Origin of the sequence: [Zimmermannella] faecalis ATCC 13722, assembly GCF_000381765.1 — a bacterium.
Classification (GTDB): Bacteria; Actinomycetota; Actinomycetes; order Actinomycetales; family Microbacteriaceae; genus Gulosibacter; species Gulosibacter faecalis.
In genome coordinates, this window is sequence record NZ_KB907074.1 from 16,016 (window position 1) to 27,754 (window position 11,739).

The window sequence follows — 11,739 nt, forward strand, 5'->3', positions numbered from 1 at the left end:
TCGACGCCCCCTATGAGCACGAGTTCGTCTCGGGCGACGAGGCGTTCGAGGACGCCTACGAGGGCGACCTGGTCGAGCGCCTCGACGAGATTGACGACGAGCTTGCCGAGCAACGCGCCGACGTGTTGCGCCGTGCGCTCGACGAGTACGACCTCGAAGAAGACGACCTCGAGGTGCTCGAGGGCGACTTCGCCGACGACGGCACGTTCCTCATGCCGGCGCTGCCGGTGCTCGCGGTCGTCGGCCGCCCGAACGTCGGCAAGTCGGCGCTCGTCAACCGCATTCTTGGCCGTCGCGAGGCGGTCGTCGAAGACGTGCCCGGTGTCACCCGCGACCGGGTGAGCTACCGCGCCGAATGGGGCGGCCGCCACTTCACGCTCGTCGACACGGGCGGCTGGGAGCCGGATGCGCGCGGCATCGACCGGTCGGTGGCCGAGCAGGCCGAGATTGCGATCGAGCTCGCCGACGCGGTGCTGTTCGTCGTTGACTCGAACGTCGGCGCGACCTCGAGCGACGAGCACGTCGTGCGGATGCTCCGCAAGAGCGACCGCCCCGTGCTCCTCGTCGCGAACAAGGTCGACGACCTCGTGCAGGAGCCGAACGCGGCGGCACTGTGGGCCCTCGGCCTCGGCGAACCGCACGCCGTGTCGGCGCTCCACGGGCGCGGCGTCGCCGACATGCTCGACGAGGCCATGCGCATCCTGCCCGAGATCTCGAAGGTCGCGAAGCAGGAGGTCGGCGGGCCGCGCCGCGTCGCGATCGTGGGTCGCCCGAACGTCGGCAAGTCGAGCCTGCTGAACAAGGCGGCGGGGGAGGAACGGGTCGTCGTGAACGACCTCGCGGGTACGACCCGCGACCCCGTCGACGAGCTCGTCGAGCTCGGCGGGCGCGTGTGGCGGCTCGTCGACACGGCGGGCATTCGCAAGCGCGTGCACCTGCAGCAGGGCGCCGACTTCTACGCGTCGCTGCGCACCGCGGCCGCGATCGACAAGGCCGAGGTCGCGGTCGTCGTGTTCGACGTCACCGAGCCGCTTGGTGTGCAGGATGTGCGCATCGTCGACATGGTGCTGCAGTCGGGCCGCGCGCTCGTGCTCGCCTTCAACAAGTGGGATGAACTCGACGACGAGCGCCGCTGGCAGCTCGAGCGCGAGATCGAACAGGACCTCGGGCACGTCGCCTGGGCGCCGCGCGTGAACATCTCGGCGAAGACGGGCCGGCACCTCGAGAAGCTCGTGCCGGCGCTCACCGTCGCGCTCGAGTCGTGGGATACGCGCATCCCCACCGGCAAGCTCAACGCGTTCCTCACGGAGCTCACGCAGGAGCTCCCACACCCGCTGCGCGGCGGCAAGCAGCCGCGCGTGCTGTTCGCGACGCAGGCGCAGACTCGTCCGCCGACGTTCGTGCTGTTCACGACGGGGTTCCTCGACCCCGGGTACCGTCGCTTCATTCAGCGACGGCTGCGCGAGGTGTTCGGCTTCGTCGGCACCCCGATCCAGATCAACATGCGCGTGCGCGAGCGGCGCAAGCGCAAGTAGTCACGCCCGGTCACGGGCACGCGGTGGGCGCCTTCTTTCGCTAGTCTGAAGGGGCCCACCGCGTTTTGGCGCGCCCAAATGAGCCCAACGGAGGACCTCAGAACATGACCGATGAGTACTTGGCCGAACAGCGACAGTGGTTTGCCCGCGTCGAGGCTGCCGAGCAGCTGATTCCCCTCATCTCGAAGCTGTACCGCGAGCGCAACATCGTCACCTCGATTCACGGCCGCCGGCTCATCAATCTCTCGTCGATCGACATCATTAAGGCGCACCGCTTCGGTCGCCGCCACGGCAACGGTGGCGCGCTCGACCTCGCGGTGACGAAGCAGCTGCTCGAGGCGCTCTCGCGCATGAACGTGAGCATCGCGTCGGTCGACCTCGGTGCGCTCGGCGTCGCGTTCCGCGAGTCCGGTTCGGGCGACCCCGACGCGTTCCTCGCGTCGCAGCTCGGCGACGTGAAGCCCCTCGTCGAGGGAGACGGCGGCACCGACGTCGTGCTCTACGGCTTCGGCCGCATCGGCCGCATTCTCGCGCGCATCCTCATCGACCAGGCGACGACCGGCCCCGGCCTGCGCCTGCGCGCGATCGTCGTGCGCAAGAACGGTGACGACGACCTCGGCAAGCGCGCCTCGCTGCTGCGCCGCGACTCGGTGCACGGCCCGTTCCGCGGCACGATCAAGGTCGACCGCGACAACAACACCATCACTGCGAACGGCACGCTGATTCAGGTCATCTACTCGAACGACCCGACCTCGATCGACTACACGCAGTACGGCATCAACGACGCGATCGTCGTTGACAACACGGGCCGCTGGCGCGATGAGGAGGGCCTCGGCCAGCACCTGCAGGCGAAGGGCGTCGCCCGCGTGCTGCTCACCGCGCCGGGCAAGGGCTCGATTCGCAACGTCGTGTTCGGCATCAACGACCAGGACATTCAGCCCGACGAGAAGATTCTCTCGGCGGCCTCGTGCACGACGAACGGCATCACTCCGGTGCTCCACGCGCTCGACAAGAAGTTCGGCGTGAACCACGGCCACGTTGAGACGGTGCACTCGTTCACGAACGACCAGAACCTCATCGACAACTACCACAAGGGTTCGCGCCGCGGCCGCGCGGCGACGCTGAACATGGTGCTCACCGAGACCGGCGCCGCGAAGGCCGTCGCGAAGGCGCTGCCCGAGTTCGCGGGCAAGCTCACGGGCAACGCGATTCGCGTTCCCACGCCCGACGTGTCGATGGCCGTGCTCAACCTTGAGCTCGAGACCGAGGTGACGAAGGAGCAGGTGAACGACTACCTGCGCCAGGTCTCGCTGCACTCGAACCTGCGCCAGCAGATCGACTACATCGAGTCGCACGACGTCGTCTCGACCGACTTCGTCGGCCACGACCGCGCCGGCATCGTCGATGGCCTCGCGACGATCGCGAACGGTAAGAACCTCGTGCTCTACGTCTGGTATGACAACGAGTTCGGCTACTCGAAGCAGGTTGTGCGGGTCATCGAGGCGCTCGGCAACGTGCACCCCTCGGTCGTGCCGGTGCGCCGCGACGTCACCGAGGTCTAGTCACTCGGAGACCAAGCCCTGTGTGCTGAGCCGGGGCACCGATTCGTCGGTGTCCCGGCTCGCTCGTTTTCCGGGCAGCATGCCCGCGTAGACTCGCTGAAATGCAGCACGTCACCGTGCGCGCGTTCGACGCGGAACGCGACGCCCAGCCATTCGCCCAGTTTCTGACCGACGACGAGTGCGCACTCCACGGCGCCGCGAGCATCCTCACTCCCGACGCCGTTCGGGTGATGTGCGCCGACACCGAATACTGGCGGCAGCGGCGCTGGGTCGCGGTGCGCGACGGGCGCGTGGTCGGCACGGCCGCGCTCTTGCTCCCGCTCAGCGAGAACCTCGACCTCGCGAACGTCGTGCTGAAGGTGTTGCCGGATGCGCAGGGCGAGGGCATCGGCACGCGGCTGGTCGAAGAGTGCCTGCTGCCCGCCTTCCGGGAGTCGGGCCGCGCCCGCCTCGAGGCGTATGGCGAGTTTGTCGGCGATGACGACGTCGACGACCCGGCGCATCCGGTCAACCGGATTGCTCGCCGGCTCGGTGTCGTGCGGAAGAACCTCGCAGTCGCGCGCATCGCGCCGATTCCCGTCGACGCTGGTGCCATGGCGGAGCTGCAGCGCGAGGCCGATGCCGCCTCGGGCGACTACCGGCTGCTGCTGTGGCGCGACCGCGTGCCCGAGGAGTATCTCGCCGAGTACAGCGCGCTCATGCGGCAGCTCGACCTCGACGAGCCCGACGAAGACGTCGTGTCGGAGGTGGCCGACTACACGCCCGAGCGCATCCGTGCCGCCGAGGAGCGCTCCGACCGCATGGGCGAGCGCATGATCATCGCGGTCGCGCAGGCGGCCGACGGCACGCTCGCCGCGCACTCCGAGGTGCACGTGCTCGACACTCCCGGTACCGACCTCGCGCTGCAAGAGAACACGATCGTGTTCGAAGCGCATCGCGGGCACCGGCTCGGGCTCGCGCTGAAGCTCGCGACGCACCGTCGGCTCGCCGAGGACTTCCCCGAGGTGCGGCGCATCGTCACCTGGAACTCGCACGTGAACCCGTGGATGATTCACGTGAACGAGCAGCTCGGGTACGAGATCGCGTACCGCGAGGTCACGTACCAGACGCCGTAGCTCGCGGTGCCGCGCGCCGTGTAGCGTCGAGCGGGTGACCAACCTCGCCGCCGCAACCGACGCCATGAACGAGTGGCGTATCCACGCCTTCGCCGAACTCGCGCCGTACGACGTGCCCGCGGGGGAGGCGACGCACGCCGCCGGCTCGCTCGTCGGCGTCGCGACCGAGCTGCGGCCCGACGAGGCGGCGACGTGGTCGATCTTCAACCCGCCCGTCGTGCGCGAGCTCGTCGTGCGCGGCGCCGACGTCTCGGGCGAAGACCCCGACGCGCCTCGCCCGCCCGAGCTCGCAGCGCTCCTCGACGAGTGGGTGGCGGATACGCCGGGCGACGCGCCGCTGCGGGTCGAGCTGCCGGTTGCCCTGCGTGGCGCCCCGGCGGTACTCGCGGCCCGCGGGTTCGCGCCCGTCAGCATGTTCGCGGTGAAGCGGGTTGAACCGAGCGCGGTCGAACCCGCGGATGGGGCCGGCCGCGCCGACTGGACCGCCCGCCCTGGCCGCGCACTGCGCCGACCGACCGACACCGACCGCGCGGGGGTCGCCGACCTGCTGCGTGAGCTGCACGACGCCGACGCCGACGCGGGTACCGGCGCGTGGGCGCATCCGCGCCTCGTCGAGCACCTCGACGCGTATGCCGAACAGGTCGTCGCGACGCCCGTGCTCGCCGTCGTCGCTGAATACTTCGGGCTGCTCGCGGGCGTCGCGAACCTCGCGGCGCCCGGCGCCGTGCCCGCGCGCACGAGCCGCGAGCGGGAACTCTACGTGCAGTTCGCGGCCGTCACGCGGCGGCTGCGCGCCGGCGGCGTTGGCACGGCGCTCGTGCGCGAACTCGAGGCGCGCGCGGCGGCCGCGGGCGCCGAGGTGCTCGGCGTCGACTTCGGCGCGCTGAACCCCGAGTCGGCGCCGTTCTGGTTCCGGCACGGGTTCCGCCCGCTCACGACCGTTTGGCAGCGGGCAGCGAGGTAGCTGGCCGGGTCGGCCGCGTCAGGCGGGCAGCGGCAGGCCGTCGAGCACCTCGAGCAGCCTCGCCCGCAGCGCCTGCGATCGCGCCGCGAACGCCCGCTGCTGCCGCACGTACTCGGCCTTGCCCTGCGGTGTCTCGATCTCGACCGGGTCGACCCCGTAGTCGCGCACGTCGTACGGCGACGCCGCCATGTCGAGCCAACGAATCTCCCGCGCGAGCTCGAACGCGTCGAGCAGCAGCTCGCCCGGCACGAGCGGCCCGAGCTTGATGCACCACTTGTAGATGTCCATGTTTGCGTGCAGGCAGCCCGGCTGGTCGAGCTCGCACTGCCGCTCACGGGTGGGCTGCAGCCGATTACGAGGCTGCGCGTCGGGCGTGAAGAAGCGGAACGCGTCGTAGTGGCTGCAGGCGATCGTGTGCGACTCGACCACCGCATCCGTGCCCCGCTGCCCGAGCCGCAGCGGAATCGGGTGCCGGTGCTCCTCATCGCGGTACACCATCGCCCACTCGTGGAGGCCGAAGCAGCCGAACTGGCCCGCCCGGCCCGCGATCGCCGTCGTGAGTTCGCGGATGCTCCCGACGAGCTCGCCGCGCTTCGCGAGGAACGCGTCGACGTCGACGCGGAGCCGCCCCGCGTCGGTCGTGACGTACCAGCGGCGGTCGACGAGCGCATCCGCCCCCTCAAGCTCGACGCCGAGGCCCGGATGCCACCGGCGCAGCACCGCCGGCTTGTACGAGTAGTACGTGAACAGGAAGTCGTCGATCGCGTGCGGGCGCCCCGCAGCTCGGGCCTTGCGGTACGCGGTGGTGAGGCGGTCGGCGCGCTCGCGGTGGGCGGCCTCCCGGGCCTGCCAGTCGGCGGCGGCGAGGATGCGCGGGGCGGGAGCTTGCCGGGCTGGAGCGAGCTGGGTGAGATCGTGCGACATGACCTCCCCAGGCTAGCCTGGAGAGCCGACGACACCAGGAGGACGACATGCCCGCAACGCAACCGCCCGAATCGGCAAAGGCCACGTACGACCGTCCGCCGTCGGGCCTGCCGGCGGCGATCCTGTTTGACCTCGACGGCACGCTCGTCGACTCGGAGCCGAAGTGGAGCGAGACCGAGCGCGGCCTCGCTGAGAAGTACGGCTCGCGGTGGACCGAGGCCGATGCGTTTTCGACCATCGGCAACCCGCTCGCGGTGACCGTCGCCGAGATGCGTGCGCTCGGGCTGCCGCTCACAAACGAAGAGGCGATCAACGAGATCGTGCAGATGATGGTGGCGCACCACCGGGCCGGGGTCGAGTGGATGGCCGGCGTCGAGGCGCTGCTCGAGACGGTGCGGTCGGCGCAGATTCCGGCCGCGATCGTGTCGGCGAGCTTCCGCAGCCTCGTCGACGCGGTGCTCGCGGCGGCACCCGGGGGCGTGTTCCACGACTCGGTCGCCGGCGACGAGGTGCACGCGAATAAGCCCGACCCCGAGCCCTATCTGACGGGCGCCTCGCGGCTCGGCGTTGCGATTGGCGACTGCCTCGTGATCGAAGACTCAGTGAGCGGCGCGACCTCGGGCGTCGTGGCGGGCGCACACGTGCTCGTGGTGCCGAGCAACCTCGACCACCTCGACGATTTCGAGCGGCTCGGGGCATCGATCACGACGTCGCTCGAGCTCGTCGGCATCGACGAACTGTCGCGGATGCACGCCGGCGAGCGCCTGCGGCTCGGGCTGTAGCGCGGCCTGCGCGCGGCCTGCAATGTGGCCGTGGCGTGGGATACGGCCGTATCGTACGGCGACCCGGTGCATGGTGTGCGATACCGCCGGTGCCGTTTCGTGCAGCCGCTCGTGTGAATGGCGGTACCGAACGGCGAATGGCGGTACCGCACACCGTCATGCCGGTGACCGTGCGATACCGCCCTTCGGGAGGCGTGGCGTAGCCGCTTAGCTCTCGAGCTGCGCCGTCACGCGCGTCGTGATCTCGTCGGCGCTGCCCGAGATGAGCGTCTCGCGCAGGTCGTTGCCCATGAGGCCGCGCGCGATCTTCGCGAGCAGCTCGAGGTGGGTGCTGCCGGCCTCGGCCTCGGGCACGAGGATCGCGAGGGCGGTCGCGACCTGCTCGCCGTCGGTCCATTCGACGGGCTGTGCACCGCGGGCGACGATGATCGCCGCCCGCGACACGGCCGCCGTCTTCACGTGCGGAATCGACACGCCCTCGGCGAGCGCCGTCGTGCTCTGTGCCTCGCGGGCAAGCATCCCCTCGACGACCGCCGAGGCGTCGCTCGCGATGCCGAGCTCGACCGCGGTCGCGGCGACCTGCTCGAGCAGCGCGTCGCGGCCGGATACGTCGAGGTCGACGCGCACCTGCTCGCGGCTGAAGATGTCGGTCGCGGTCGTGGTGGCGGTCGCCGTGCCGGTGCCGCCAGCGGTGGCCGGCGCGGCAGCGGGAGCCGCGGCAGGAGCATCCGTCACTGCGGGAGCCGATGCGGCGGGCGCAGCCGACGCATCCGTGCCCTCGGTCGCGGCCTTCCGGCGCGCGGCCGCAGTGCGGTAGAGGCCGAAGATCACGCCGCCGACGGCCGAGCCGATGAGGATCGCGAGGAACCACTGCAGCGGGTTCGTAACGACGGGGAGCACGAGGAATCCGCCGTGCGGGGCGGGGGAGCCGGCGCCCCACGCGAGCGAGAGCGCGCCGGTGATGGCGCTCGAGACCATGAAGATCGGGATGACGACGAGCGGGTTGCGCGCGCCGAACGGAATCGCGCCCTCGGTGATGAACGTCGCGCCGAGCACGTAGTTGACGTAGCCCGCGCGGCGCTCGGCGGGCTGGAAGCCCTTCGGGAACAGCGTGGTCGCGATCGCGGTGACGAGCGGCGGGGTCATACCGGCCGCGATGACGCCGGCCATGAACGTGAGGTTGCCGTCGCCGAGCAGCGCGACGCCGGTGACGTAGGCGGCCTTGTTCACGGGGCCGCCCATGTCGAACGCCATCATGCAGCCGAGTACGATGCCGAGCAGCATCGGGTTGGCGTCTTGGAACGAGGTGAGCCAGTTCTGGAGCCCGGTCGAGATGCCGGCCATGGGGGTCGCGATGACGACGGTGATGAGCCCGAAGATCACGGTGCCGAGCACGGGGAACAGGAAGATCGCCTTGAGCCCGTTCAGTGCCTTCGGCAGCCACTTCAGCGCGAGGTCGAGCAGCAGCATGCCGTAGCCCGAGAGGAAGCCGGTGACGAGGCCGCCGAGGAATCCGGTGCCATAGGTCGAGGCGATGAGGCCGGTGATGAAACCGACGACGAGCGCGGGGCGTTTACCGATCGCGTCGGCGATGAACGCCGAGAGCACGGGCACCATGAGGCTCATGGCGATGCCGCCGATTTCGTTGAGCTTCGCGGCGAACACGTTGTACTGCTCGTTGTCGGGGTCGGCGGAGTAGATGCCCCAGAGGAACGAGACGGCGATGAGCACGCCGCCCGCGACGACGAACGGCAGCATGTGCGAGACGCCGTTCATGAGCGACTTGTAGATGTCCTTGCCGACGCGACGCCAGCCAGAGCCGCCGGTTTCGATCGACTTCACGTCGAGCAGGTCGGCGTCGAGTGCCGATTCGGGCTCGTCGTCGCCAGCCGAGGCGGCCTCGCCGGCCTTCGCCTTCGCGAGGGCCTGGTCGATGAGCTCGTCGGCCTTGTGCATGCCGGTCGCGACCGAGACGTCGACGACGGGCTTGCCCGCGAAGCGTTCCTTCTGCACGTCCTTGTCGGCGGCGATGATGACGGCGGTGGCGCGGCGAATGTCCTCGGCGGTGAGGGCGTGGTCGACGCCGACCTGGCCGTGGGTCTCGACCTTCACTTCGATGCCGCGGGCCTGCGCGGCCTTAATGATGGCCTCTTCGGCCATGTAGGTGTGGGCCACTCCGGTGGGGCAACCGGTGGCGGCGATGAGGTAGGTGTCAGACATCTGCCGGCTCCTTGTTCGTGGGGATTAGTGGATGAGCCCGGCGGCGGGCTCGGAAAGCGTGGTGTCGGGGGTGTCGAGCTCGCGCACCTGGATGCGGTCGGCGAACTCGGTGCGCACGGGGAAGAGGGTCGTTGCCGAGGCGACGGCGCTCGAGGCCCAGAGGGCGGCGGTGCGGAGGGATTCGGGGCCGAAGTCGCCGCCGGCGAGGAAGCCAGCGAGGAGGGCGTCGCCCGCGCCGACGGTGTTCACGACGGGGATGTCGGTCGCGGTCGCGATCCAGGTGCCGTCGGCGGTGACGAGCATCGAGCCGTCGCCGCCGAGGCTGGCGAGCACGGCGCCGGCGCCGAGTTCGCGGGCGCGGTGGGCGGCATCAGCGACGTCGCCGAGGGTCGTGAGCGGGCGGCCAGTGAGGTCGGCGAGCTCGTCGGCGTTCGGCTTGATGAGATCGGGGCCGGCGCTCACCGCCTCGGCGAGCGGGGCGCCCGACGTGTCGAGCACGAGGCGCGCGCGGGGCGAGCGGGCGCGGGTGGTGCTGAGCAGGCGGTTGTAGGTGTCGGCGTCGGCGCCGTCGGGCAGGCTGCCGCAGAGCGCGACGATGTCGGCGGTCGACGCGGCGGCCCAGGTTGCCGCGGCGAGCGCGTCCCACTCGTCGGCGTCGAGGGGCGTGCCGGGCTCGTTCACCTTCGTGGTCGCGCCGGGAGAGATGAGGGTGAGGTTCGTGCGCACTGGGCGGGCGATCGGGATCAGCTCGTGGCGGAGCGCGCCCGCCGCGAATTCCTCGGCGAAGAACTCGGCGGTGGAGCCACCGGCCGGCACGATCGCGGTCGCGGCGAGGCCCGCGCGGTGGAGGGCCCAGGCGACGTTGACGCCCTTGCCGCTCGCCTCGCGGGTCGAGCCGGTGGTGCGGTTGACGGCGCCGAGCTCGAAGTGGTCGACGCGCACGGTCCAGTCGATGGACGGCGCGGGCGTCACCGTCACGATGGTGGCGCGTGGGTGGTCGTCGTGCACGATTTCTCCTTACCTCGCGGCGATGCGAGCGCAACGCGGGTAGTTGCGATTACTTGGTAAGTATTGGGGATGCTTGGGTAAAACGCAAGCATCAAGCGCAGGCTGGTGCGAGGTTGTTGCCTGAGAAGGGTGGATGCGGCGCTCGTGGCGGTTGGAAAACCAAGTTGGTGCCTGGACGCGGGCACGCAAACGCCGCCCATCGACGCGGGTCGACGGGCGGCGCGGTGAGTTGCTGACTACGCGATGACGAGTTCGACGCCGGCGCGGTCGAGCGCGCGGCGGTACTCGGCGTTTGGTGCCTGGTCGGTGATGATGACGTCGAGGTCGTCGAGGGTGGCGTGCTGTTCGCCCTGCACCTGCCCGAACTTCGAGTGGTCGGCGAGGAGGATGCGCCGCTCGCTCGCGGCGAGCATCGCGTGCTTTGCGGCGGCCTCGTCGGGGTTCGGGGTCGTGAGCCCGCGCTCGTGCGAGATGCCGTTCGTGCCGAGGAATGCCACGGCGACGTTGATCGTCGAGAGGTTCTGGTTCGTGCGGGCGCCGACGGCGGCCGAGGTGGTGGCGCGCATCCGGCCCCCGATGAGCTCGACGCGCACGTTCGGCAGGCGCAGCAGTGTCGTCGCGAGGGGGAGCGCGTTGACGTACGCGGTGAAGCTGGTCGACTGGGGGAGGTGCTGTGCGAGCTGGTGCGTGGTGGTGCCGGCGTCGAACATGACGGCGCCGCCGTCGGGTACGAAGTCGAGGGCGCGCTTCGCGATGCGCTGCTTTTCGCTCGAGAACTCGAGGCGCGCCGCGAGGTGCGGTTCGTGCAGGTGGGCGTCGGCTCGCACCGCGCCCCCGTGGATGCGCCGCAGCAGGCCCGTTGATTCGAGCGCGATGAGGTCTTTGCGGATCGTCTCGGAGGTCACGCCGAGCTCGTTGGCGACGTCGGCCGCGTCGATGCGCCCCGACGTTGCGAGAATGCGCAGTAGTTCGGAGCGGCGCTCTTCCGCGTACTTGATGTCTGCCATGCTCGCCTCCGTCGGTTGCTCCTACTTGTGAACGCAAGCATACGCAATCGTGGCGCCGCGGTGCCCGGATGCGTTCCCACGAGCCCGCAGGATGCGCTAAGCTATTCGAGTTGTCACGCAAGTGATCAACGGGCTGTGGCGCAGCTTGGTAGCGCACTTGACTGGGGGTCAAGGGGTCGCAGGTTCAAATCCTGTCAGCCCGACCAAAAAATCGCGGAAACTCAAGGGTTTCCGCGATTTCTTCGTAGGTGAGATTTGATCCGGTCATCACAAACCCATCTTTTTGACACGCCGAGGCGGTACTCGGGCGGCAGTCGCCCGGCAGGGCCCCGACCGCTCCGATTGTGTACGGTCAGCTGCGATGCGCGCCGTGCACCTGTTCGTTATGGACACCGAAGCACAACCCTCCCCGTGGGGCCTGGAGCCCCTGATCGATGTCGGCGAGCTGGCCACGTATTTGGGCATCCCCGTCTCGACGATCTACGACTGGCGCACCCGCGGCCTCGGCCCGCCCGCGTACCGCTTCGGCAAACACCTGAAGTTCGCCGTCTCCGACGTGCGAGTCTGGATCGAGCAGCAACGCGACGGCGCCCCTGCTTTCCCGCTCGACGAGAGGTGACGC

At 69.9% G+C, this 11,739-nt stretch carries 10 protein-coding genes and 1 tRNA gene; 7 read left to right on the plus strand and 4 right to left on the minus strand.

Annotated features, from left to right (window positions below):
• Positions 1 to 89 precede the first annotated feature (89 nt).
• The 4 genes from der (at position 90) to G328_RS0100110 (ending at position 5,176) form a co-directional block, all read left to right on the plus strand.
• Entirely contained in the window at positions 90 to 1,535 is a 1,446-nt protein-coding gene (gene der, locus G328_RS0100095) for a ribosome biogenesis GTPase Der (protein ID WP_110463745.1), read from the plus strand.
• A gap of 104 nt (positions 1,536 to 1,639) precedes the next feature.
• The gene (locus G328_RS0100100; protein WP_019617300.1) at positions 1,640 to 3,097 is read left to right on the plus strand and encodes a glyceraldehyde-3-phosphate dehydrogenase; all 1,458 of its coding nucleotides are present in this window, start codon (positions 1,640 to 1,642) and stop codon (positions 3,095 to 3,097) included.
• 101 nt (positions 3,098 to 3,198) lie between these two features.
• Positions 3,199 to 4,212 (plus strand): GNAT family N-acetyltransferase, encoded by a 1,014-nt coding sequence (locus G328_RS0100105; RefSeq protein WP_019617301.1) that lies wholly within the window; start codon positions 3,199 to 3,201, stop codon positions 4,210 to 4,212.
• A gap of 34 nt (positions 4,213 to 4,246) precedes the next feature.
• Positions 4,247 to 5,176, plus strand: a complete 930-nt coding sequence (locus G328_RS0100110; RefSeq protein WP_019617302.1) for a GNAT family N-acetyltransferase — start codon at positions 4,247 to 4,249, stop codon at positions 5,174 to 5,176.
• Positions 5,177 to 5,194: 18 nt separating this feature from the next.
• On the opposite strand, the gene G328_RS0100115 is transcribed toward G328_RS0100110, so the two are convergent.
• Complete coding sequence (locus tag G328_RS0100115) at positions 5,195 to 6,100, minus strand: hypothetical protein (protein WP_019617303.1); 906 nt, start codon at positions 6,098 to 6,100, stop codon at positions 5,195 to 5,197.
• Positions 6,101 to 6,147: 47 nt separating this feature from the next.
• On the opposite strand from G328_RS0100115, the gene G328_RS0100120 reads away from it, so the two are divergent.
• Positions 6,148 to 6,882, plus strand: a complete 735-nt coding sequence (locus tag G328_RS0100120; protein ID WP_019617304.1) for an HAD family hydrolase — start codon at positions 6,148 to 6,150, stop codon at positions 6,880 to 6,882.
• 207 nt (positions 6,883 to 7,089) lie between these two features.
• On the opposite strand, the gene G328_RS0100125 is transcribed toward G328_RS0100120, so the two are convergent.
• The 3 genes from G328_RS0100125 to G328_RS0100135 form a co-directional block, all read right to left on the minus strand.
• Positions 7,090 to 9,102 carry a fructose-specific PTS transporter subunit EIIC gene (locus tag G328_RS0100125; protein WP_019617305.1) on the minus strand — a complete coding sequence of 671 codons (2,013 nt, stop codon included), beginning with the start codon at positions 9,100 to 9,102 and terminating at the stop codon, positions 7,090 to 7,092.
• A 24-nt stretch (positions 9,103 to 9,126) separates the two neighbouring features.
• The gene (locus G328_RS0100130) at positions 9,127 to 10,110 is read right to left on the minus strand and encodes a 1-phosphofructokinase family hexose kinase (RefSeq protein ID WP_019617306.1); all 984 of its coding nucleotides are present in this window, start codon (positions 10,108 to 10,110) and stop codon (positions 9,127 to 9,129) included.
• Positions 10,111 to 10,346: 236 nt separating this feature from the next.
• A complete protein-coding gene (locus G328_RS0100135; protein ID WP_019617307.1) occupies positions 10,347 to 11,117 on the minus strand; it encodes a DeoR/GlpR family DNA-binding transcription regulator in 771 nt (256 codons plus the stop codon).
• A 129-nt stretch (positions 11,118 to 11,246) separates the two neighbouring features.
• Here G328_RS0100135 and G328_RS0100140 point away from each other — a divergent pair.
• Positions 11,247 to 11,323, plus strand: a tRNA-Pro gene (locus G328_RS0100140).
• A 155-nt stretch (positions 11,324 to 11,478) separates the two neighbouring features.
• On the plus strand, positions 11,479 to 11,736 hold the full coding sequence (locus G328_RS0100145) for a helix-turn-helix domain-containing protein (RefSeq protein ID WP_019617308.1): 258 nt from the start codon (positions 11,479 to 11,481) through the stop codon (positions 11,734 to 11,736).
• Positions 11,737 to 11,739 lie beyond the last annotated feature (3 nt).

Bases quoted from the DNA above. Each gene is read 5' to 3' on its own strand.
- G328_RS0100100 (WP_019617300.1), top strand. From the start codon at position 1,640: ATGACCGATGAGTACTTGGCCGAACAGCGACAGTGGTTTGCCCGCGTC.
- G328_RS0100105 (WP_019617301.1), top strand. From the start codon at position 3,199: ATGCAGCACGTCACCGTGCGCGCGTTCGACGCGGAACGCGACGCCCAG.
- G328_RS0100115 (WP_019617303.1), bottom strand. From the start codon at position 6,100: ATGTCGCACGATCTCACCCAGCTCGCTCCAGCCCGGCAAGCTCCCGCC.
- G328_RS0100120 (WP_019617304.1), top strand. From the start codon at position 6,148: ATGCCCGCAACGCAACCGCCCGAATCGGCAAAGGCCACGTACGACCGT.
- G328_RS0100125 (WP_019617305.1), bottom strand. From the start codon at position 9,102: ATGTCTGACACCTACCTCATCGCCGCCACCGGTTGCCCCACCGGAGTG.
- G328_RS0100135 (WP_019617307.1), bottom strand. From the start codon at position 11,117: ATGGCAGACATCAAGTACGCGGAAGAGCGCCGCTCCGAACTACTGCGC.
- G328_RS0100145 (WP_019617308.1), top strand. From the start codon at position 11,479: ATGCGCGCCGTGCACCTGTTCGTTATGGACACCGAAGCACAACCCTCC.